At 33.9% G+C, this 24945-nt stretch carries 19 protein-coding genes; 9 read left to right on the top strand and 10 right to left on the bottom strand.

Annotated features, from left to right (window positions below; all coding sequences use genetic code 11):
- Positions 1–35 precede the first annotated feature (35 nt).
- Positions 36–281, bottom strand: coding sequence for a helix-turn-helix domain-containing protein (locus tag AAJG31_RS12355; protein WP_279493665.1), 246 nt, complete (start codon positions 279–281; stop codon positions 36–38).
- 190 nt (positions 282–471) lie between these two features.
- On the bottom strand, positions 472–654 hold the full coding sequence (locus AAJG31_RS12360; RefSeq protein WP_279493664.1) for a hypothetical protein: 183 nt from the start codon (positions 652–654) through the stop codon (positions 472–474).
- 328 nt (positions 655–982) lie between these two features.
- On the opposite strand from AAJG31_RS12360, the gene AAJG31_RS12365 reads away from it, so the two are divergent.
- From AAJG31_RS12365 to AAJG31_RS12385, 5 genes are all read left to right on the top strand, one after another.
- The gene (locus AAJG31_RS12365; RefSeq protein ID WP_279493663.1) at positions 983–1939 is read left to right on the top strand and encodes an ABC transporter substrate-binding protein; all 957 of its coding nucleotides are present in this window, start codon (positions 983–985) and stop codon (positions 1937–1939) included.
- Between the two features lie 97 nt (positions 1940–2036).
- Positions 2037–3671: a helix-turn-helix domain-containing protein gene (locus AAJG31_RS12370; protein ID WP_279493662.1), complete on the top strand. Its 1635-nt coding sequence runs from the start codon at positions 2037–2039 to the stop codon at positions 3669–3671.
- Between the two features lie 32 nt (positions 3672–3703).
- The gene (locus tag AAJG31_RS12375; protein WP_279493660.1) at positions 3704–4888 is read left to right on the top strand and encodes a helix-turn-helix domain-containing protein; all 1185 of its coding nucleotides are present in this window, start codon (positions 3704–3706) and stop codon (positions 4886–4888) included.
- A gap of 45 nt (positions 4889–4933) precedes the next feature.
- A complete protein-coding gene (locus AAJG31_RS12380; RefSeq protein WP_279493659.1) occupies positions 4934–5932 on the top strand; it encodes an ABC transporter substrate-binding protein in 999 nt (332 codons plus the stop codon).
- Complete coding sequence (locus AAJG31_RS12385) at positions 5929–6729, top strand: alpha/beta hydrolase-fold protein (RefSeq protein WP_341715384.1); 801 nt, start codon at positions 5929–5931, stop codon at positions 6727–6729. The genes AAJG31_RS12380 and AAJG31_RS12385 overlap by 4 nt, the downstream gene beginning before the upstream one ends.
- A 441-nt stretch (positions 6730–7170) precedes the next feature.
- On the opposite strand, the gene AAJG31_RS12390 is transcribed toward AAJG31_RS12385, so the two are convergent.
- Together AAJG31_RS12390 and AAJG31_RS12395 are read right to left on the bottom strand one after the other, a co-directional pair.
- Positions 7171–9171: an ABC transporter permease gene (locus AAJG31_RS12390; RefSeq protein ID WP_279493654.1), complete on the bottom strand. Its 2001-nt coding sequence runs from the start codon at positions 9169–9171 to the stop codon at positions 7171–7173.
- Positions 9158–9925: an ABC transporter ATP-binding protein gene (locus AAJG31_RS12395; protein ID WP_009373595.1), complete on the bottom strand. Its 768-nt coding sequence runs from the start codon at positions 9923–9925 to the stop codon at positions 9158–9160. The genes AAJG31_RS12390 and AAJG31_RS12395 overlap by 14 nt, the downstream gene beginning before the upstream one ends.
- 199 nt (positions 9926–10124) lie before the next feature.
- On the opposite strand from AAJG31_RS12395, the gene AAJG31_RS12400 reads away from it, so the two are divergent.
- Both AAJG31_RS12400 and AAJG31_RS12405 read left to right on the top strand, forming a co-directional pair.
- Positions 10125–10787, top strand: a complete 663-nt coding sequence (locus tag AAJG31_RS12400) for a response regulator transcription factor (RefSeq protein ID WP_004233853.1) — start codon at positions 10125–10127, stop codon at positions 10785–10787.
- Positions 10784–11809, top strand: coding sequence for a sensor histidine kinase (locus tag AAJG31_RS12405; protein ID WP_279493652.1), 1026 nt, complete (start codon positions 10784–10786; stop codon positions 11807–11809). The genes AAJG31_RS12400 and AAJG31_RS12405 overlap by 4 nt, the downstream gene beginning before the upstream one ends.
- Positions 11810–11816: 7 nt before the next feature.
- Here AAJG31_RS12405 and AAJG31_RS12410 read toward each other — a convergent pair whose 3' ends face one another.
- From AAJG31_RS12410 to AAJG31_RS12430, 5 genes are all read right to left on the bottom strand, one after another.
- Positions 11817–12551: a hypothetical protein gene (locus tag AAJG31_RS12410; protein WP_202342733.1), complete on the bottom strand. Its 735-nt coding sequence runs from the start codon at positions 12549–12551 to the stop codon at positions 11817–11819.
- A gap of 12 nt (positions 12552–12563) precedes the next feature.
- Positions 12564–13298, bottom strand: a complete 735-nt coding sequence (locus tag AAJG31_RS12415) for a hypothetical protein (RefSeq protein ID WP_279493649.1) — start codon at positions 13296–13298, stop codon at positions 12564–12566.
- The gene (locus AAJG31_RS12420; RefSeq protein WP_279493647.1) at positions 13291–14205 is read right to left on the bottom strand and encodes an ABC transporter ATP-binding protein; all 915 of its coding nucleotides are present in this window, start codon (positions 14203–14205) and stop codon (positions 13291–13293) included. Before AAJG31_RS12420 ends, AAJG31_RS12415 begins: the two co-directional genes overlap by 8 nt.
- Before the next feature lie 1332 nt (positions 14206–15537).
- Entirely contained in the window at positions 15538–19893 is a 4356-nt protein-coding gene (locus AAJG31_RS12425) for an S-layer homology domain-containing protein (protein WP_279493645.1), read from the bottom strand.
- A 307-nt stretch (positions 19894–20200) separates the two neighbouring features.
- Positions 20201–20827, bottom strand: coding sequence for a nitroreductase family protein (locus tag AAJG31_RS12430; RefSeq protein ID WP_048390749.1), 627 nt, complete (start codon positions 20825–20827; stop codon positions 20201–20203).
- 125 nt (positions 20828–20952) lie between these two features.
- Here AAJG31_RS12430 and AAJG31_RS12435 point away from each other — a divergent pair, with 125 nt between their 5' ends.
- Positions 20953–21309, top strand: a complete 357-nt coding sequence (locus tag AAJG31_RS12435; RefSeq protein WP_048390751.1) for a helix-turn-helix domain-containing protein — start codon at positions 20953–20955, stop codon at positions 21307–21309.
- A gap of 354 nt (positions 21310–21663) precedes the next feature.
- On the opposite strand, the gene AAJG31_RS12440 is transcribed toward AAJG31_RS12435, so the two are convergent.
- Positions 21664–23232 (bottom strand): diguanylate cyclase, encoded by a 1569-nt coding sequence (locus AAJG31_RS12440; protein ID WP_279493643.1) that lies wholly within the window; start codon positions 23230–23232, stop codon positions 21664–21666.
- A gap of 506 nt (positions 23233–23738) precedes the next feature.
- Here AAJG31_RS12440 and AAJG31_RS12445 point away from each other — a divergent pair.
- Complete coding sequence (locus AAJG31_RS12445; RefSeq protein ID WP_048390754.1) at positions 23739–24923, top strand: CaiB/BaiF CoA-transferase family protein; 1185 nt, start codon at positions 23739–23741, stop codon at positions 24921–24923.
- Positions 24924–24945: the final 22 nt, after the last annotated feature.

The following is a 24945-nucleotide window of genomic DNA, read 5'->3' on the forward strand; positions in this document are numbered from 1 at the left end:
AAATCCCTTCAGCTTTGTTTAAAAGCTGAAGGGTATTATTGTGATCTGTATCTGATAAAGTCTCGAGGATTCAACCCATATTTCTCCTTAAAAACCGCAGCAAAATGACTCGGATTAAAATAGCCAACAGCATTCGCTATTTCCATAACATTCATTGTCCCGCTTTGTAATAAATAACATGCCTTCTCCAAACGTTGTTTTTCTGTATAGAACTTGGGAGCTTTATTGTACAAAACGCTAACAATACGACGATTAGTGTCAAAACTCCGAAAATTAGCCATGCTCCTCTCCAATCTAACTCAGGAAGTTGATAAGCAAGAAAGTACGATCAAACCTGATAAAAACATCCCTATCCCGGCTCCACTCATTAACAGTCCCATGACAGTACCTCGTTTCTTAGGATACAGGTTAATAGCTATCGATAGTAGTGGCGTATAGACCAGCACCTGCAAGGAACAGTGTGATGGCAGCCTACCAGAAATTTGCAACAAACACCAGTCCTATTAACCCTAAAATGACACAGGCTCCCCCTGCTAACAGAACATTTTTTGCACTAATGTGTGTTGTAAGTATTCCAGAAATTCCCACTATTAGTAAATAATCTAAAAACAGCATTGTTCCTAAGTAACCAGATTGAGTGGTCGTGAAATTCATTCCCTCCTGCATAAACGGCAATATAACTCCTTATGCCATGCGACCAAACCCCGTAGTTGTAACAATTAATAGCATTCCTGTTATGACAAACATCCAATAATTTTTTATTTTTAACCCCCTTTCATTACACGAATCTTAGTCCAATGAAAAGTCCATTCTCCACCAATGGAAGGATACTTATACGGTAAAACGGATTTTAATTTAAGGTTACAGTTAGATTTTTGGATAAACCTTAATGGCCCTTTTTCATTTTATCCATTGTTCTAGGTCACTGACTAATTTATGCTAGCCTATATCGATAATGATTATCATTTACGGAGGAAGAGACATGAAAAAATTAAAGCGACATATGCTCATTTATAGCTTATTATTACTGGTTAGTATCATACTAGCTGCTTGTGGTTCTACCAATCAAGAAACAAAGAAGGAAGAGACAACAACATCAGCATCAACCACTCGTGTTTATAAGGATTATTTAGGTCATGAGGTTGAAATTCCTGTAGATCCTGAGAGAGTGGTTTATCATGGAGAAGGATTCGGTGATTTACTTGCATTGAATATCAAAACAGTTGGTGCTGGCTTCTCTTGGATTACAAATTACGCTTGGGAAGATCGCGTAAAAGATGTGGAGGACGTTGGTTTTCCTATTAATGTGGAAAAAACATTGTCATTAAAGCCTGATCTTATCATTATTGGTACTTCAGATGAAAAAACATATTCACAGCTTTCTAAAATCGCTCCTACTATCGTGTTTGATACTTTTGCGCCCTTAAACCAACGTTTAACAGAGCTGGGCGATATACTTAATAAAAAAGAAGAAGCAACTCAATGGATGGATGCTTATACAGAAAAAGCGGATAAAATGTGGGAGTCGCTTGTAGCTGATGACATCATTAAACCAGATGAAACGGCATCGGTTTTAACATATTATCCAGGAGATCGATTATTTGTCATGGCACGTGCTGGACTTTCTCAAGTTTTATACGATTCAAATGTGCTTAAGCCTGGCGACAACATACAAAAAATTCTTGATGATGGAACAGGCTTTGCTGAAATCTCCACAGAACTTCTTCCTGAATATGCTGGTGATCGAATTTTCATCCTCACACCAGTCGATGATGAAGCAAAACAATCGACAAAAGAAATGATGGAAAGTCCAATTTGGAAGAACCTACCGGCAGTGAAGAACGGTCATGTCTACACATTTGATATTGAAAAAAGTGATAGCGATGCCTCAACAAGAGAATGGCTGTTATCACAATTACCTACTATGTTAAAAAAATAACTAACAAGAGACATTTCATCTTTGTTGAAATGTCTCTTTACTTTTTATACAATACAGTTAATTGATAATCATTTTCATTTACTAAGGAAGTGAACAGATGGAAGACAATAAATCAGCTTCTATTAACAATGATTTACTATTTCATTTAAAAGATATTGACTGTATTTCGCAGAGCTATCCGTTTATCTCGACTTCTCATCATACGATGATACTTTTTACAAATGGCTGTGGGACATTAACGATTGATGATATACCCTATTTGGTGACGAAAGGAAAAATTTTTCTTGTTCAGCCCCATTCTATGATTGATTTATCGGATATAAATCATGGTTACCGTTTCTATAAAATTGCCTTTTCAGCCTTTCAGCTAAAACATAAGCACCCTTCCCCACATCTAGGATCTATTTTTTCTGATGAAGTGGAATATACAATTTATCCGTATACACGATTAATTCGTCTTAGCGAAAATCTGTATAATTTAAATCCTAAATTGGATTTTCTTAAACAACAAGGAGTCTTGTATGAACTCTTAAATTTATTATTTGAACATCAGCTTCATATGAACTACCAGTTGACAATGACAAAGGCGGTTGAAGAAACTATCGACTATATACATAACTATTTTCAACAGCCTTTAACAGTGAAAAAGCTAGCGGAACTCGCTCGTATAGCTCAATGGCAATATAGTACGATCTTCCAAACCTTAACTGGGAAGAAACCACTTGATTATATTACAGATTTACGTCTTACAAATGCCAAGGAATTATTACTACAAACAAATGAGCCATTAAAAGATATTTCGCAGCAAGTGGGATTTGATGATGAATATTATTTTAATCGCCGCTTCCGACAGGTAATTGGAATACCTCCAAAAGAGTTTGCACGACAATATAAACAAAAAACTGTTGTAAAAGATTGGACAGGACACGAGGTAGCCATTCCTCGTTCACCGCATCGTGTTATTTATCATGGAGAAACGTTTGGGGATATGTTGATTTTTGATGTGCAGCCAATAGGTGGTAACAAAAACTCTATTAGTAAATCCTTCTATAAAAACCATGTTCCTTATATTCAAGATGTTGCCTTTCCAATCAATCTTGAAAAATCTTCGAAGCTGAACCCTGATTTAATTATCTTTACAAATAATGACGAACAGCAATATCAAGCACTATCTTCTATTGCACCAACAGTTACCCTAAATTCCTGGGATTCATTGGAGGAACGCGTTCTTTTATTAGGGCAGTGGCTTAGCCAACAACAGCGTGCAGAAGATTGGCTAGAATATTTTAAAATCCAAGAAAATACTATGTGGCAGCAGCTACAAACAGTGATAGAGCCTGGTGAAACAGCATCTGTTTTGACTTTTGATCATGGCAAACGTCTTTTTATTATGGGCTGTACAGGTCTATCCCCTGCTCTTTTTCATCCAGATGGTTTTCAACCTCACCCACAAGTCAAAAAGCTACTTCAAGCAGGCGAAGGGTATAGAGAAATACCAATAGATCACTTACCTCAGTATGCTGGTGACCGTATCTTTATGTTGTTATCTGATAAACCCGAATCGCAAATGGCTACGATGGAATTGATTAATAGCGATATTTGGAAAGGACTCCCTGCTGTACAAACTAACCATGCTTATTTAGTGGATGCAACAAAGTGGAATTATGGAGATGCCTTTACAAGAGAGAAGTTACTCGGTGCATTACCAAAACTATTGGTTACTGCCAAGTAATTCTCATACTTATAATAAGGGGTGACATTTATATGGAAAAGGGAAGTATAACAGATACGACAACTCAAATATCATTAAAGGATATTCGAGATTATATTGCTAAAAACCATCATCAACCTCTCACGATTAAGCATCTAGCACTCATTTCGGGTCTGAGTTCCAGTTACTTTGGAGAGGCATTTAAAAAGGCATTCGGTCAAAGTGCCACAGATTATTTAACGGCGCTACGTATCGGACATGCCAAGCAATTACTGCGTGATACCGATTTATTACTTCGTGAGATTGCTAGAAAAGTAGGTTACAGTGACGAATTTTATTTTAGCCGAAAATTTAAAAAAGAAGTTGGGATTTCACCTTCTGCTTATAGTGAGATGGCTCGCCAGCGTATTTCTACTTTTTCCGTCTCCGCTACTGGAAATTTATTAGCGCTTGGTATCATACCAGTTGCGGCTCCGCTGAATGCTAAATGGAGTCCTTATTATTACAATCATTATCAAGAGAAAATTCCCGTGCATGTTAATATATTTGATACAGAATCAGAGGATAACTTCAAAAAATTAGCCTCCGCTAAGCCAGATATTCATATTTTTCAAGAGGAACCCTCCCTCTCCATGCTTAATTGGCTTCAAACTATTGGCATCAAAAGTGTCTTTATACAAGCGAAGGATTGGCGAACACAGCTGAGAGAAATAGCTGTAGCTGTTAAAAAGCAAAGCGTAGGTGAGCACTTCATTCAAACATATGAACAAAAGGTATTACAGGCGAGATTAGAAATTAATCAAGTTGCTGAAAATGATACGTTTGCTGTTCTTCGTTTATGCGGTGATCAATTATTTATGTATTGTAATAAAGGGATTCAGGATGTACTGTATACAGATTTACAGCTTCGCTCTGTCGATACTCACCAACAAACATATAATGAGCATATTACACTTGATCAGCTAGTAAATATAGACCCTGACCGTTTGCTATTTATCATTTGTCCCGATTCACCAACCCGAAATTATTGGCTTACTCTACAATACCTTGATCGTTGGAAAGAGCTCCGTGCTGTAAAAAATGGACATGTCTATGTTTTACCTTCGAATCCTTGGTTCGAATACTCAGCTATTGCTATAAACCGAATGCTAGATGAAATGTTACTTATGCTAACCGGAAAAAATCCAAATCCTTTTCCTGTCCCCGTCCATGGTAACGTATCAGACAGTGATTTATAATTCCATTTGAGAATGATTATCACTGGAAGGAGACTTTGATGAACAATGAAACAAAATTGTCCTATTCAATGTCATACAATTATAAAATCTGCCTATTTATCAGCGATGTTTTTGCTAACTATCGGCATACTTTCCGCCTGCAATACCCAATCAAGCAATAAAGTGGAACAGGTAGAAACGCAGGCATCCTCAGAAAGTACAAAGGAGCAAAGTATTTATCCGTTAACACTAAAAGATGAGGTTGGTAATGAGGTAACACTACCAGCTAAGCCTACTAAAATTTTTGCACCTGTCATGGAGGATTCATTACTAGCTCTTGGTATCAAGCCTACTATGCAATGGTCTAATGGTGTTAAGCCACAGCTTTATTTACAAGATCAGCTACAGGGTATACCAGAAATTAGCTTTGCAAGCGGTCCCCCATCAGCCGAAGCCATTATAGCAGATAAACCAGACTTAATTATTTTGCACAATTCATTTTATATGGAAAATGGCACCTATGAAAAATATGCAAAAATCGCACCAACCTATGTTTTTAATAATGCTGCAAGTGATTTAGAAGGCTCTATTAAAGTTTTAGGGCAACTACTTGATGAAACAGACAAGGCTGAGCAAGCCTTACAGGATTATCAAGAAAAAGTAGATGTAGCAAAAACAAAGCTATCCTCTATAACAGAGGGTAAAAAAATTGCTTTAATTCGCTTTAATGCAAAAGGTATGTTTTTCATGACGGATGAGTATTTTAGTGGGTATGTCTTAACACATGAATTAGGATTTGAACAAAGCAGCTACGTGAAAAATGGTGCCTTCGAAGTATCATTGGAGATTCTACCTGAACTGGATGCCGATTATATTTTCCTAATCAATGATGGTAATCTTGGGGATGAATTTTTAAATGAGTTGAAGAACAGTAAAATTTGGCAAAGTACAGCAGCCTTCAAAAACAATCAAGTATTTGAGACATCTGAGGATTACTGGCTAAATGGCGGTATTCATGCTCAAGGAAAAGTGATAGAAGATGTATTGGAGTTTTTAGCGCCATGATAACAATGACAAAGAAACCTTATACATCAGAAAACTACTTTGAAGTTGCCATGACATCTCGTCAACAGCTAGATTATCGCATTTTAATTGCAAGCCCAACAGATGAACCACCAGCAGATGGTTATACTGTCATCTACGCCTTAGATGGGGACGCCCTTTTTCCAACACTTGCAGAGGCAGTGAAATTACAAACACGTAAACCAAAAGGCTATGATCCTATTCTTGTTATTGGCATCGGTTATCCCTCAAAGGAACCTTTTGATATGGAGCGACGCTGTCTCGATTTTACACTACCTGTTACCAAAGAACATCTGCCACCACGTCCAGATGGAACGCCTTGGCCTCCAAACGGCAAAGCTAATGATTTCTTAGATTTTATTGAACATGAGCTTATGCCTGCTATAGCACAGGAATGGCCTATCAATAAAAAGAAGCAAGCGATTGTTGGTCATTCCTTAGGCGGTCTTTTCACACTATATGCTTTATGTGCAAAACCTCACTTATTCAGTCACATTGTAGCTGGCAGTCCTTCTGTTTGGTGGGCTGACAATGCAGTACTAAAAGTAATAGACAGATGTTTTGATGATTGGAACGGTCAGCATGCTATTAATCTCTTACTCACAATCGGTGCTAACGAGTTGCCAGATATGTTAGAGGGAGCTGATCTAGCGGCTGAACGACTGAAGCATTTAAGCGACCAAAACATTCATACTAATTATGTGAAGTTTGATGAGGAGGACCATGTGAGTGTCCTACCTTGTTTGCTCGGCCGGCTTCCCCGGTTTTTGGATACGTAGTAGAAAAAACCCAAGTGGTAATCATTCCACTTGGGCATTTTTATAACATTTACTTCTCTTTCTCCAAAAGTTCCTTAAGCATGCTAGCGATTTCTTCAACTTGTGATTCTACAGCAATTGGATCATAAGGCCAGAAACGCTCTGGGTTTAAGTTGAATACGCTATTATTTTTAACTGCTTCAATTGTCAATTGTAAAATTGTGAGGAACAAGTCATGTTAGTTCTAAGATCATTTAACCAAGAATAATGCTTTTTTAAACTAAATACCTTATTAATTTTTCGCATTCTTTATTTTCTTTTTACGGATAACCTTGAATAAAATGGTTACGATTATTATGATCATTATAAAACTTAAATACGGGATCCACCATTTAATAGTTTCAACTATTCCCTCCGATAATCCAAAACCCATTAGAAATTCAGTCATATTATCTACTCCTTTTATTTAAGTCTATTGTCTAAAATTACCTGTTTTGCACTCTGATAAGTTGCAATGAAATATATTACATATAGCAACAAAATAATACCAAAGCTTAAAAACATATTCTGTTTGATAGAGACTTCAAAAAATGGTTCTAATTTTTCTAATACAACCTTAGTAGTAAAGATTGATATGAAACTAGCTATAATTAAAGGTGAAATAAAATAAAATCCAATTTGTCTAAATAACAACCTATTAATCATTTTTTTATCTGCACCAATTTTCGATAATGTCAGGTATCTTTCTTTGTTATCCTGGGTTTCTGTTAATTGCTGTAATGCTAGTATGGATAACGTGACAATCATTAAAATTATTCCTAAGTAACTGCTAATAAAAGCTATTACTCCAAATACGCCAAAGTAAGTGTCTTGTATCACACTCTTAGTTACATAATAAATCTTTCCATCAAGAGATTTTTCAACCCATTTATTATTCATTATTTTATAGACCGTGCCCTCTATTTCTTGAGAGGGAAAAACACCATTCAATAAGAAACTATCAGGATTCATATAATTTTTCATATTGTCTGGAACAACCACTGTTCCTACATCATTTTCCCTGGTTGAATTTGTTAAGTAAGTAATATTGCCAAATATTTTTTTGTTTGCAGGAGTGAGCTCCTTATCACCAATTCTTATTTTTCCTTCTTTATTTAAGAAATATTGAATATGTTTATTAAAGGGTTCATAGTTTGCATTAATAATGAATTTATTTTCTCCTAACTGAATTCCCTCTTCTCCAGATAGTTCCAATATTTTATTGTAATCTGTTTCAGTTATTAAAGTAACTTGTGACATAAGTATCTCTTGTTCTAAATCAGATAGTTTTACTTGTTGCTCTTTAAACAATTCTCCATAAGTTAAATCTGCATTAAACAACATTATCTCTACATAACTTTTAAGATTTTCTTTAAGTGGAATGCCATCTTGTTTTGCTGTTTCTAAAAGATTTTTGTTATCCTCATATGGTTTTACAATTGTTAAGTCAAATGGGGTTGCCGTGGTAACTTGTTTATTCATAGAACTTGTAACACTAAATCCTGTACCTAGAACAACTAGTGAAGCTATCAGTAATGCACTTAAGATACTTATTACTAGAAAATTGATTTGCATTTTACTTCCGAATTGTCGAAACAAAAATGAATTTAGTTCTTTAAAATACAGCTTTTTGTTTCTTTTAGCCAAGAACACCATCACACTGGAAATGGTATAATAAAACAAAATAATACCAACACCAAGAAGCGAGACTATCACAGTTAAATAATTCTTATCAAGTCCTAATTTCATTAACAATAGTATTCCAGTAGTTATTAAAGTAATTGCTAATAAAAAAAGGCTACTTGTCGCCCATTTGTTATAGACCTTTAACTCTTGATTTTTACGATTCGCAGTTAATAAATCGATAAGTTTAATGTTCATAATATTACGAGTATTAAAAAGTGCTACTATAATATAAATAATTGAAAAACTTATAATAGTTTCTTTTATAGCTTCTTTTGATAACAACAATTTATATCCTACTGCATCACCTACAAACATTTTTAAAGCTAATATCGAAATAACTTGTGACATTAAAAATCCTAGCCCAAGGCCTATAATTAAAGCAAATAACCCTACCAAAAAGGTCTCACCTACAAAAATAAAGGATATCCGCCATTTACTCATCCCTAATGTCATATAAATACCCATTTCTTTTTTTCTTCGCTTCATTATGAATTGATTGGCATATATGATGAGAAAAGCAAAAACAATTGCAATAAACCTTGTTAAAAGTCCAATATACGTAACTAATGCATCCCCAAAAATCTCCATAGAATAATTTAAATCATTTAAAGCTGGTTGTGATGATACTGAATTAAATGCATAAAATAGGCTGACACCTAAAACAAGAGTTAGAAAATAAATAGCATAATCTTTAATACTTCTGCCTACATTTTTATATATCAATTTAAAACTCATCATTGATATTTCCTCCTAGTAGTGCAACAACCTCCATTATTCGATTAAAGAAAGTTTTACGATCATCTTTTCCTCGTATTAGTTCATTAAAAATTTCTCCATCCTTTAGAAAAATAATCCTTCTGCAATAACTAGCATTATAAGGATCATGAGTAACCATCAAAGTTGTGGCATCTTGTTGCTGATTTAATATTTCTAAATTTTTCAGCAACATTTTAGCAGATTTACTATCAAGAGCCCCTGTTGGCTCATCGGCTAATAATAATGTAGGCCTTGTAACAATGGCTCTCGCTGCCGCAATTCTCTGCTGTTGTCCTCCTGACATTTGATATGGGTATTTGTACAATACTTCCTTTATATCCAAAGCGGCTGCAACTCTATCGACTTCATGTTCAATTTCATTCACTGGATAATTAATTATAGATAATGCCAAAGAAACATTTTCAAAAGCAGTTAGTGTATCTAGTAAATTATATTCTTGAAATATAAAACCTAACTTCTCACTTCTAAATTTTGATAATTTATGGCCCTTTAATTTTGTGACATCTTCGCCATCTATAAATACATGACCAGCAGTAGCAGTATCAATGGTTGAAATACAATTAAGTAAAGTCGATTTACCACTTCCACTTGGTCCCATAATTGCTATAAAATCGCCTTTTTGCACTTCAAATGAAATGTTTTTTAATGCATGGGTTACATTACCCTTATTACCATACACCTTTTCAATATTTTCAACTTTTAATATTGTATTCACTTCCCAATTTCACTCCTTTTATGGATGACTTATCCTTTTACTACCATAATATTACCATTTAATGAATTAACAAAAAATCGATTATTGTATCATAATATTACCGTTTTGTAAGTTTACTTACTATGCACTATAATATAATGAAAAGGTATAAATTATGGAAATAAAACCATTCATTGGTTCGATTAAGGGGAGATTAAAAATGAAAATATTCATTATCGAGGATGATCCAATTATCAGAAAGGAACTTTTTGATTTTCTAGAGAGATATGGGTATGAATGCATAAGTGGCGACGATTTCACAAAAATTGTAGAAGATGCTCTACAAAGCATGCCGCATTTAATTATTTTAGATCTTAACCTTCCTTTTCAAGACGGTTTTCAAGTGTGTCGTGAAATTCGGAAAGTGTCTTCTGTGCCCATTATTATAGTAACTAGCCGTGACACTTCCTTTGACGAACTATTAAGTCTTCAAATAGGAGCAGATGACTTTATTACAAAACCATATGATTTACAAATCCTTTTAGCTCATATTCAATCCGTTTTAAAGAGAACTTACGAAATTTCCAAAAGTGCTATCCTTTCTTATAAAGATTTAACACTGGAAATATTAAAGAGCAAAGCTATTTATAATAATATAGAAATAGAACTTACAAAGAATGAATTATGCATTCTTAGATTATTGATGATGAATAAAGGAAACGTAGTTTCTAGAGATGAAATAATGAATGAGCTTTGGCAAAACGGAGATTTTGTTGATGAAAATACCTTAAATGTTAATATATCGAGGTTAAGGCGCAAATTGGAATCGATCGGTTTAAAAAAATATTTATTAACGAAGAGAGGACAGGGTTATCAGTTATGAGTTTAATTGAATTTTTTAAGGAAAAACAGTTAGCAATACTTTTTCATTTACTATCTTTGCTAATTATCTCTAGTGTCCTCTACTTGTATAATGAAAATGGAAGTTTAGTAATAGTAATAGATTTAATTCTTCTATTCTTCTTTTTCACACCAATTATAGTTAAATACTATCAATTAAGTAAATATTATAATGAAATAAAAAATATTTCAAAACAAATCAAAGAAAAAACATACATCGCAGATATTGTAGAGGAACCCCCTTTTTTTTCAGGGAAATTCTTCTACAACATCTTAAATGAAGCAACAAAATACATGAATGATTGTATGTTCTCTTTGAAAAACTCTCAACGTGATTATACCGACTACATTGAACTTTGGGTGCATGAAATAAAAACACCAATCACTGCACTAAAGTTAATTTTAAGTAACCATAAGACACCTGAAAACATACTTATTCAAGAAGAACTATTAAAAATAGAAGGTTATGTTGAACAAGCTCTATACTATGCAAGAAGTAGTACTTTAACTCAAGATTATAGAATAGAAACATTTACACTTGATAAGGCTGTAAATTTAGCTATTAAATCATTATCTCTAAGTATTATTCGTGCCAATGGTAGCATATATAAGGATAACCTTGATTTGAAAGTCACATCTGATTCAAAATGGATTATTTTTATTTTAAAGCAATTAATAGATAATGCTATCAAATATCGTCATAATCCACTTAAATTATCCTTTATTGCTAAAAAAGTAGAAAACGGTACTTTATTGTTAATATCAGACAATGGTATAGGTATAGCTTCATCTGATATTGAGAGAATTTTTAAACGTGGGTTCACGGGAACCAATGGTAGAAACTATGTTAAATCTACTGGTATGGGTTTGTACCTTTGTGAAACCTTGTGCAAAAAATTAGGGTTACGCATAAGTGTAGATTCTCAAGAAGATACTGGCACTACATTTAAAATATATTTCCCTGATAAACTACGATTATTCCAAGAATCTAAACAAAATATATAGAGTTTATTTATTTCAAATCTCTTTTTTTGATAATATAGAGACCTATTATATAAATTACTACTGAAAAGAAGCTTAAGTAAATAATATCATTAATATTGTAGTATAGAGTAGAAAAACCATCAGAAGCAATGTAAAATGGTGTATTCTCCATAATCGTCTTCATCCAACTTTCATCTCTTTCTACAATTTGTATACCAATGTTATATAAAAAAATATATAGAACATATCCAGTTATTAATGAGTAAACGCGATTAAACGTAATAGAAATTGTAAATATTCCTACTGATAAGATAGAAGCGAAATAAACTATATATACAATCCAAACTGAGAATAGCGTACTTAGGATCTCCATACTAGAGAAATGTTTACCTATGATAAGTTGAACAGTTAATCCAATTAATATATTAAAAATGCCATATAAAGAAGTATAAAATAAAAATGAAACACTTTTAATATGAATTATTTGACTTCTACTGAACATACTACTGAATACCATTTTCGAAGTTCCAAAACTAAACTCGGATCCTATCATATTACTACCTAAGTAAATAAAATAAATTTGTATAATAAATAAGGAAATACCAATATTTCCGCTTAACTCTACGCTTTTACTTAAGTTCATCTGATAATAAAGAACATTATCAATAATTGTAGCAATAAATAATATTATTAAAAAAACGCATGTTGATGTATCAAATATTTTCTTTATTTCCATTCGGCTTATAGAAAACATACCAGTCATATTATCAATCTCCTAAATTTCTCTTTTATTAATAATTATTAAAGATATTAAAAATAATACTAAGCCTGTTAATGCTAAACAAATATTATTTGATATTGATAAATTATTATATTGCATTCCCTTATAAACCAAAGCCAGTGGATTCTCTTTAATCCAAAGAGCTAATTTTGTTGTATAATCTAATTTTATTAGAATAATACCTCTAATCATACTCTCAAATGAAAACATAGAAATAATGGAAACTATTGTTGCAATTTGACTGAACGTAATGAAACCAATGATGAAAGATAAACTTGAAACAAAAAAGGAAATAAGTAAATAATTTGTTAGATTAGTAAAAATATCGTGTGTAAGATTATTCAGAGTAAATTTATTATGTTCCAATACCCACAATAAATTGGCTAGTAATCGGTGAATAGTTCCAACAATACATCCAATTAAAATCAATGAAAGTAATTTTGATAGGACTATATTTATACGTGATAAAGATCCTGTGAATATAATTCTAGAAGTTTTTAATGAAAACTCTCTGGACATAATAAAAGAAGGCAGAATGAGAATAATATAGTACGAAATATCACCAAAGTAATTGTAATATGTATCCAAATCCGAAGGGGATGGATACATGGGCCTTTTTAGATAAATTGTAATAGTGTATAAAACTGCAATAAATAAACTTGACCAAATGCCGTATCTTTTGAATAATTGTTTAACCTCTAATATTGATATTCTTAAAGTGCTATTCAATCTTATTTCCTCCCATTAACTCAAAAAATCTCTTTTCTAAATCTTTGCGAAGTGGATAAATAGCATTTATACTAATTTTATTTTTTACTAAATCTACTATAAGAGAATCAGAATCTTTATAAAGATATTGAAATTTTACTTTATCTTGATCTATTTCTATAAAAGGTATGTTTTGTATATCATTTAAATAGTTTTTTACCATTTCTATTTTTTTAGTTTCTATGATAAATTCATGTAGCTCTCTATCAGTCTGTTTTTCTGTTTTTAAATCAATATAATCTACTACTGTTCCCTTCTTCAAAAACAAAACTTTATCACAAACAGCTTCAATTTCTGATAAAATATGGCTGGATACAAGAATTGATATCCCTCTTTCTTTTGAAATTTTTCCCAATATTTCTCTTATTTCAGCAACTCCTTCTGGATCTAAGCCATTTGTGGGTTCATCTAAAATCAATAGTTTAGGATTATTAACTAATGCCTGTGCAATTCCTAACCTCTGTTTCATTCCTAAAGAATACCTTTTTACCTTCTTATGAACAAAACCTTCAATCCCCAATAAATGGATTACAGATGAAACATTATCTCTATCATATCCCCCTGAAATCTCTGCAAAATAAATAAGGTTATCCATTCCACTCATATGGGGATAAAAACTAGGGTATTCAATCAGTCCTCCAATACGTTTTATATGTTTTAAAGGCTGCTTTTCAATATCAAACCGAACCTCCCCCTCAAACTTCGTTATTAATCCCATAATTATTCGCATCAGGGTTGTTTTCCCTGCACCATTTGGTCCAACTAAGCCTATTACTTCACCTTTTGGAACTGAGAAAGAAACATTATTAATTACTTTATTATTTCGATAACTCTTTGTGATATTCGACAATGTTAAAATATTACTCATTTCTTTTTCCTCCTTGTAATGCATCTTATCAATTACACGCAACAATTCTACTGATCTCTCATAAAAATGGTTTATAATTACATTTTATTAAAATAAGTATTTATTGTAAAATAATGACATTTATAAGGGGTTACTCTTCATTAAAAAAGATATAGCAAATTGTAATTTAGTAGTCTTTCTCGATTTTAAATTCCTAGCTAAGAAGAGGGTGGGACAAAAATGTTTCAACCAACAAAAATACCGAACTATCCACTGAAACGCTTACGAAGTATTTCGGAATAGTTCGGTTTTTCTAGTTATCATATTTTGTTAATTTAGAGATTATACGGCTTTATGAAGGTCCCAGTTAGTTATGTCCCAGCCTCTTTGTTATAACTTTACTGCTTGCAGGATAAACTAAAGTCTAACCTTGCCTCTCCTTCACAGTAGGTAAGGAGTTCCACAATTTCGTATAAATTGGTATATAACTATATTGCAACTGAAAGAGATTACATCATGAGTTTTGCTATTTCTTGATTTGTAGGACAGGCACGGTAGCAGAAAGATCCCACAGGTAAATATGGACATCAACATTCATAATGCCCTAACTTCTCCTATCTACCTTCTTTACTACTATTATTATAATTAAAAATTATTCTCAAATAAAAGCCAAAATACGATAGATTGTAGTTTGGCTTATGAATTATTCATGTTATTTATTTTTTTATATTACTAAAGGCTTCTACTACTAAATTAAGGTGTTTATTTAATGAAACAGGGTCATTAAAGTAGGAGGTAGTACTACCTAAAGTAGTAACCTTATTATTTTTCACAGCAGGCATCTCATTCCATAATGTACTTTATTTAGGGAATTCAAGCGCCGTATCTTCTATAAAAAAATAAAATCTCCTGCACAGTCTGCCAATCGTTCAATTGAAAATGAAACTGAAACTCCCATTATTTTGAATCAAGGGCCTCTTTTTGAACCAAGGCTGGCACATTTAATTGGAATTCCCTATAAATAATTTCTCCACCTCTAGAATAATGATCACCATATATGTATACCTCTTTGTCAGTACTGCCAATTATAGAGGCTGTCTGTTCTCCAATGACTTTAAAGATATAAATAAATAGTTCAATTCATATATAAAAATTAGTGAGAATCTCCTTTATTTTTCCAAATAATATGATGGTACAATAGATCACTTTACTTTATTTATGCCAATTTAAAAGCAGAAACGTTGTTTTGAACAACATTTCTGCCTTCAATTATTCACAGTAGATTTGACTAAAATTCTTTTGGGATAGCAGATGATATTATGAATAAATTAATAAAGCTCGCTGTTTAGTAACTTATTTAATAATTGTAGCTTTCGAAATATCTGAAATATTTCCGTAATCATCCATTAAAACCATGTAGATATATTTATTTTCTATAAATACCTTCTCTGGCTGATTAGCTGTACCAATTAGACTGTCTGGCCATAAACTAATATTTAATAACGAGTCTCCTAACATAACGTTAGTACCTTTAACATCGAATGCTAGATTATTTTCTGGATCTATACCTGCAATAATATGCTGCTTTGTTAAAATAGTTGTTGATGATGTAAGGTCATAATTTGTATTTGACATGACATAGTAGTATTTCGGATTATGCACTCTAGAATTAACTGTATATACAACCTGAATTTTATTTGATGTCGCAGGAAGGCTTGTATTCTTAGTTAGGTTTCCAATCAAGCCTGCGCCAGCAATACCAAATCCCGGCATATTTTGGTATTTGAATTCTCCTATTGATTTATCGAATGTCAATCCAGCAAAGTCTTTGACTACGACTGTTCCTTTGTTCATATCCAGAGTAAAGCTACTTAGAACACTTTGATTGAATTGAATTAATAGTTTACGTGGTTGCCATGTTTTAATATTTACTGTGTCTTCCCATTCGATCTTACTAATTGTTGCTGTTGTACCATCTAGCTTAGTATTTAAAGCTGAAAGTAATTGAGCATCTGTAATATTCAGAGCTTCTGAGAACGTTACTACAAATGTTCTGTCTTCACTAAATGTCATAGAATCTGAAGTTAACGGATTTTGCGCAATTGCCTCAAACTCATTTTTTGATATTTTCTTAATCCATGGTTGCGTGCCAACTGCTATTTTAGGTGGTGTACCATCGGAATAGAAATCTTCTTTCATCCACCCTACGCTTGATTCATCGTATCCATCAGAAGTGGTATTGGATCTGTACACTGTCATATTTCCATAAGTATCTTCCGCACCAAAATATACCACGTATTCCGTATGAGGCTCTAACGTTACACCTGTTGCTTCAGATAATGGAAATGATCCCTTTCCACTTTTCTTAACACTTGGGCTAATTCTTAATTTATCCTCTAAAAATTTACGTTCAGCAGGTGTATCAATTTTTAGATTTGCTGAATCATTTGTTGTACCATCTGTATTTTTCTTCGGTACAAACCAATAATGAAGCTCCGTTGTTTCATCAGTATCAAAGGAAATCATGGCTGTCGTATCATCATTTTCTTTAGGTTTTACTACTAAATTTTTAATTAAAGGTGCTCTAGTATCACCAATCATTTCCCCAGAGGTAATTTTCGAAATTTCCCCACCACGATCCTTTAAGACCATATACACGGAATAGCTTAAAAATGGATTTAGTTTATCTTTAGCTAACGTTATTGGGAATTTTTTTGTAGCTTCCTCTAAATCAGCTGGACCCGATCCACGTTCAATATAAATATCCTTTCCGCCTAATTGGAAGTAACCTGATTTTAACGATGATTCACTTGCGAACTCATTAACAAAATCACGTTCAGTAATACCCTTATCGGTTAAATATTGTCTAAACGTTTTTACTTCCCCATTATCGTCAACAGTATTAGGCAACACCATATAATAATAAGTACCGGCCTTACTTGGTTTAAACTCAACTTCAGAGCGTCTAAAGTTATCATTTTGATCTGGCTTACTTATTACATTTTCAATAGTTATAACGGGCATATCAAATTTTTGATGGATATATTCTGCATAATTTCGTACAGGTTTGCCTGGATCTACAGTACTGGTATTTTCAAAGTCATTATCCGCTAAGTCTTTTACTTTTGGTAAAACAGTCACGCGTAATGTATCACCGTAAACAAAACCTGTTTCAGAAGGAATCGTTAATAACACTCTTTTGTCCCCTTCTTTATAATCTACTGCCGAAGGTTTAATTTTATTTTGTCCTGTTGTATTTACAATAACGGTCCCAGATAAATCATAGTTATTTATATTCCGTGCACTTTCGGGATCTAATGCTTCGTTTAAATATAAATAAAATTGATTTGATTTTCCCGCTGGTTCTAACTTCGTCTGTTCAACATAAGGGTGAATATTATCCAGTGCACTTGTCGTAAACTCTTCGATGGCCTCTTTTGGGATAGGGTCTATCGAATAGTTACCAGATGCATCCTTCATCACCACATAGAGCTGGTACATTTCTTCTGCCTCTAAGCCTGATAAAACTCCCTTAATACCTAGATTACCTCCAACAGCCTTACCCGAACCTATTGGTTTTGCAACGATGTCAGCCGTTGTTGGATCAGTTGCTGTTGTTTTCTTACGTACATAGTAGTAATAGTCTCCTGGTTCACTGGCTGTAAAAGTAAATTCAGCACGTGTTCCTCCATGTAATGGCGTAACTTGTAGGGATTTCACTACTGGTGGTGAAGCATCTTTCATTTGGAACTCTTGAGAAACTATGTCCGATGCATTTTTCGAGCCATCCACAACCATAATGTAGATAACATATTCCTTTTTCTCACCTAAATTAGAAACCTTAATTGAGTTTGTTCCTTTGATGGCTGCCGCAGTTCCATGTGCTACGTTCTTATTTGAGAGACGGTTAACCATTTCACTTTTATTTGGTGCCTCTGCGCCCTTTTCACGCACAATATAATAGTACGTACCGACTTCATCAGAAGTGAAATCTGCTTGAATTTCGCTACCATTTAGTACTTTTACATTCGTAATACTAATGATTGGTTTTGTTTTATCATCAGGATTTTGATTCTCATTTTCCTCTTTATCAATTGGTTTGCCATCTGGATCAGTAATATTGCCTATATTATCTTTATCATCGAGGAAATCGTCGAAGATATTATTTGGTGATCCATCCTTAGGTAAGATGACCTTATCAATATACGTATAATCTCCAATATCAATTTTGCCATATGAATTATCAACAAATAATGTGCCAATTCGTCCATCAATATACAGCTCTAGATCTGTGTAGCTATTGTAATTGATCCAATCGATATTTCCTGAACCATAAATTGTAAGTTTTGTTTCTGTATTTAAATTTAACGTACCAATATCGCCTTGAATTTCAAACTCACGCACATTCCCAATGATGTCTACACGTGGTAGTTTTGTATTTGTTTCAATTTTTGTACCTGTTTGAGATACTACTAGTCGAGAAACACTACTGTTATAAAATTCTAGGTACTTCTCAACGTTTTTCATTTCCTCTTTTTCTTTAGACCAGTTAACAAATGGCTTATCATTTTCAGTATTTGGTTTTGTCCAATTTTGAAGATCGTTCGAATTGTTATTTGACGAATCATCGCCTTTATTGTTATCTGGGTTTGACCAATTAATAAATGAAATATTGTTACTTGCCACACGACCAAGAGCTAATGGTTGATTGTAAGTAGCCCCTAAATGCAATGGTGGGCGAACGGTTTCGTTGACAAACATTGTCCCTGTCAGCGTCATATTCGAGAATTCTATATAATTACCATTTACTACAATCGTTGCACCAAAAGAACCGTAATTTCCATCAAAATCTAGAGAACGTGTGCTTGTCCCGCTTGCATTAAGGGTCAATTTTGAAATGGAGCGAATTCCCTTACTCGATAAATCCCCCTCAATGAATGCACCTTTTAACACCGGAGCATTATATTCGTTAAAAATATGAGCAAGACTCTCTGGAATTGTATATGACTGGCCATTTATATAAACTGCGTCATCATCCACATTTGTGATTTTGTAAGATGTTTCATTACTTTTCTTCTCTTGTGAACCCACTACAAACGAAGCAAACTGTCCGCGAGTAACAGGATCAAATGGAGAAAATGTAACAGGAGTTGTGCCCTTTGTAATATTCAAATCGATTAAAGTTTGAATATAGATGGCATTGTTTGTTTTGCTATTCACATCTTTAAAAATATTGTTGTACGTAGGGGATACCTCTAGATGGAATCCAACTACAACCATTTTGGCTAGTTCCCCTCTAGTCAACACTTCATTCGGCATAAACATGCCATTTGAATAGCCCGACATAATACCTGCATTTTGCAATGCCGCTACGTATTTATAATATTGATTGCCCTTTGGAACATCCTTATAGTAAGGATCTTGGATATTTTTTGTATCCAATTTTAACGCCGTTGCCAGCATTTTCGCTGCCTCTCCACGAGTTACACTGACATCAGGACGGAAAGTATTATCCGCAAAACCGCTCATTACGCCCTGAGAATATAGTTTTAATATTTCATTATAATTGTCCGAGTATTGGTTAATATCCGTAAAGGGAGAAGTAGCCGCTGCTGCATTTGGTGGAGGTACTACAACAGCAATCCCACTTGAAGCAAATACTGTTGCAATCAAGGCTTTATTTACTTTTTGGATTTTAGATTTATCCATTCCACTCTTCCTTTCGTTTATGTATTTTGATACGTACAAATATCATTTGCTCATATCCTTTATATCGACCAAAGACTAGTGAACCTTCATAGATAAATCTAAAATAGTAGGGTAAATTTCTTCTAGAGTTAGAGACTAAAATACGATTTCTTTACTATGCGAGTCCATTAGCTTTCCATCACTGAATATTTAAAAATTCATAGTTTGCAATACATAAAAAAGAAGCCATTAAAGATAGATTCATAATTGGCTTCTCTTTATTAGATATTAATTTTGGACTTTTAAAAGTTCGGTTAGTTTAAAAACACTAAATTATTTCATTTTTATAAATTACCTTGTTTACATTATGCCTAACAGTCTTATGACCTGCTTTTATACCTTTACCAATAGCAATCAGCATAACATCAAGATACCTATCAGAAATATTTAAGATCTCTTTCAATTTCTTAGAATCGTAGCCTGACATCGTAATTGTGTCAAAACCAGCTTCATTCGCTAACAAAACTAAGGACATTGAGGCAAGACTTACATCTCTAGTTAACTCTAACTTTAGATCTTCTTTTGTCTTACTTTCATAATAATTTATTGCAGCATTCGCAAGATAGTCTCTTAATGATTCATCAAAATAACCTGCTTGGTACCCCTCCTCATGAATTTTAATAATATTACCTTTGTTAAATGCCTGATAGTCGCCCAACATGACGATTAACGTTGAAGCTTCTACTATTTGCTGTTGATTAAAAGCTATAGGTAGTAATAAATTTCTTAAGTTCGCATCCTCGATTATTAAGTATCGCGTTGCTTGAATATTATTTCCGTTAGGCGACTTACTTGCACTGTCAACTAAGGCAGTCAATGTTTCTGAACTAATTTTATAATTTGAATCATAATGTCTAACTGAACGTCTTTTTTCTAAAATATCTTTTACACTCATTATGAACAACTCCTAAGTTTTTATTGTATTGCGCCTCTAATTATAGTAAGCAATAATAAATAAGAAAATAACGCACAAAAAAGTGGTATAGCCACATTTTTGTGCCTATTTAGGAGAGGAAGCACATGGTTAACTATAATACAGGAATCAATATTTTTATGGATATTGCAGGTGGCAAATGGAAAGGATTAATACTATTTTTCTTGAGTCAACAATCAGTAAGGACGAAAGAGTTTTATGAATTAATACCCGGAATTACGCAAAAAGTTCTAACCGATCAATTGAAGCAGTTAGAAAGAGACGGACTTGTTCGGAGAGAAATATTTAAAGAAGTACCACCAAAAGTAGAATATAGTTTAACAGATTTAGGAGAGTCATTTATACCCGTTTTAAATACAATGTGTACATGGGGAAATGATTATGCACGTTTAAAGGGAATTGCCAAGGAGCAACAAATTTGTTGTCATCAAAAGGAAAGCTAAGTTTTCCTTAATGGCTCCTTATACTAATCACCTTTCTATAATTCGTATCAAAACCACAGCTTGTCACTTTGTTAGAATATCCCACAAAATGTAAAAAAGCCAAGGAGCATCGGTGCTCGCTTGGCTTTTGACGATATATAGGCATACATCTAGTCGTACTTGGGGTGTCATAAGGGAAAGGGGGATAACCTTACGTCTTGTCAAGTCGATCAAGAGATGTGGCCCGAGTTACATATCATTTGAACATAATTTAAAAGTCATGTGGCTGATGACTTATATACAGCTTGCCCAAATGATGTTTGCATTAATCATTACCCCAAAAATTAGGGTTGTAAGCTCTTTTGTTATATTTTTTTATCCCTTTTTTGAGACTCCAACTTTTACTTGATTTCGCCCTTCTTGTTTCGCAAGGTAAAGTGCGTCATCAGCCGCTTCAATTAGCGCTTCAGTTGTATGTGCCATTGCTGGATAGGCTGCTATTCCCGCAGATAATGTTATTGGTCTACCACATGGACTGACCGTATCGGCCAAAGTTTTTCGTAGTTGTTCTGCGACTAGTGTGGCTTCCTCTACCGTCGTGTTCGGCAGAAGTATGACAAATTCCTCGCCTCCGTACCGGCAACATACATCGCCTTCACGAGCTACTGATTCCATTTGTCTAGCCAAAAATTGTAAAACTTTATCGCCTACTGCATGTCCATATGTATCATTCACACTTTTAAAGTGGTCTAAATCTAACAAAATAATGACATGTGGTACCTTACTTGCTAACCATTCAGCAAGCATTGAATCCATTGTACGTCGGTTCGTAATCCCCGTCAGTGGATCAACAGTAGATTGATCTTTGAAAAAGGAGACCTGTCCATGTAGAAACGATAAACTTCGAACCAATGCATTCTTCAAAGAATAGGCTTCAAAGTACCATCCACTAACAGATTTTAAACCTTCTACATTTTTCTTATCTAAACTTTCTTCTGTTAATGATGCTAATTGTTGTAAGGGATTCGCAATACGTGCTGCAGCCCAAAGTACAATGATAATGGAAACAAACATAAGAGGCACAGATTTTATAAGGACCTCCTGTACACGATCAAATGAAGGGGCTAATGCAACTTCTAAAGGTTTTTGCGCAACAACTCCCCATCCTGTCGATGCCACTGCACTATAGCCAGCTAGCATTTTCACTCCTTTTGTATTCTCAACCAGTTGGGCACCATCCTTGCCAGATGTAACAGCTTGAACGACTTTATTTTTTGTTACAATGTCATTAATACGACTTGGATCTTGATGATAGATAACTCGTCCTTCTGAATCAACTACATATACGTAAGAACCATCCTTACTATAATGTTCTCCCAACAAGCTTTTAAAGGCATTAGGTTCCTTTAAATAAATAGTGCCAGCAATCATTCCTAGATATTCATTGGACTCCGAGAAAATAGGATGCGATATAAAAATGATGAGCCGCCCTGTCATCGCCTCATATGGCTTAGAAATAATTGGTGTCTTTTTGGCTAATGCCTCTTTAGCGCCAATTGATGTTAAAATCTCTCCTTTAATTTCTATAGATGGCGGAGAGACAGATAAAACAAGTCCCTTTGCATTTGTTATAACCACCGAATTGAACATTTGATTTTGCAATCTCAAACGCTCTGTTTCCTGATTCAATACTTGTTCATCATCCATTTTCGTCCTAACCTGATCCGCGCTATATCCTAATATTTGGAAAGCTTCGTGTAGATAGGAATCAGCAGTTGAGGCCAATTTTTGAGCATAAACTCTATTCGTTTCTAGCGTATTTTCCTTAATGGAATCAATGTTCATCCTATAGCCGCCCCAAACACTACCTATGCTTGTTAAAAAGAATGCTGCCATTGCTACGCCCATTATAAGATGCTTTAATTTTAATCGGTGCGATTTCATTTTTCCCCTCCTATTTATGATTTTTTATATGTATATTTTGAGAGATTCTTAAACAATTAGTGCCTATTATAAGCAAAGACTCCTATAGGTAAAAGTAACATGTATTAATTGTGTAAGAAGAATCCAACACACCTCTAGGATTGTATCAATAAACGTGGATGTATCATATAGAATCTGGCAAACAAAATTCCAACATTTTAGTTATTTAGATTAAAGATTGCAACAGCTGACGCTAATTATCTGAAATTTGATAGAAAATCTAAATTCTAAATTTTTTTACTTTTATTGTTATTCTGACATATAAAAGTTGAAGCGTTTATTTTATAATAAAAATTAGCATAGGCAAGTTAAGATTTAATCTGTTATAATACTCATTAAAATATAATAAACTGTAATAATACAGTATATAGAATACGCTTTTCACACAATGGGGATTATGAGAAAAGCGCTACTCGCCATCATCATCCAGATGGTTGTGTAGCCTACACAAAAAGGGGTTGGAAGATTTGGGCATTTTAAAGGGGTTAAAAATTCTCGATTTTTCTGCATTACTACCAGGACCAATGGCGACAATGATATTTGCTGATTTAGGAGCAGATGTCATCCATGTTGAATCTTCAAAGCGGGTTGATTTAACACGAATTATGCCTCCCTATGACGATGATCACGAGGCATATATCCATCAACATTTAAATCGATCAAAAAAATCTATAACGCTAAATTTAAAATCACCAGAAGCTATCGACATTGTTAAATCACTTGTACAGGAGTATGACGTTATTATCGAAGGATTTCGACCTGGTGTAATGCAGCGACTTGGCATCGGCTATGAAGCGCTTAAAGAAATAAATCCTAAGGTTATTTATTGTGCGATTACTGGCTACGGACAAACAGGGCCTTATAGTAATCGACCAGGACATGATAATAACTATCTATCCTTAGCTGGCTTACTCGACTATTCCCGCCATAAGGATAAAAAGCCTGTTTCCATGGGCGTTCAATTAGCAGACATAGCTGGAGGGACAATGCATGCAGCAATAGGTGTGCTGGCTGCTGCCCTTCATCGTGAAAAAACAGGAGAAGGACAGTTCATCGATATTAGTATGACAGATGCTGTCTTTTCACTTAATGCTATGTATGGAGCAGCATTTATTGGAGGTGGACGTGTACCACAGCCAGAGCAAGAAATTTTAAATGGAGGCAGTTACTATGATTTTTACAAAACAAAGGATGGGCGCTTTTTCTCTGTCGGTAGTTTAGAGCCTCAATTTCGCAAATTGCTCTGTGAAGCACTCGATATTCCCGAATTGATCGATAATACCTTCAATGACTCCTACTATACGCAAATTCGTTTTAAAGAGGCTGTTCACGATGCCTTCTTGTCCAAGACATATGAAGAATGGCTTGAAGTGTTTAACGAGGATTTTGAAGGTTGTGTAGAGCCAGTTCTAACATTTCCTGAAGCATGTGAACATCCACAGCTAAAGGCACGAGAAATGATTGTGACTATACCCAAAAGCGATGGCACTATGCAAAAACAAATTGCCTCTCCTTTTAAATTTGATGGTACGCAGCCTGAATACAAGCATGTTGGTGCTAAATTAGGCGAGCATAATGAGGAAGTTTTACTATCTCTGGGCTTTAATGCTGAACAAATCAAGGCTTTGAAGGAAAAAGGTGTTTTAGAGTAAAAAAGGTGTCTAATACTGTGAT

Origin of the sequence: Lysinibacillus sp. BS3 (assembly GCF_039614735.1) — a bacterium.
Lineage (GTDB): Bacteria > Bacillota > Bacilli > Bacillales_A > Planococcaceae > Lysinibacillus > Lysinibacillus capsici.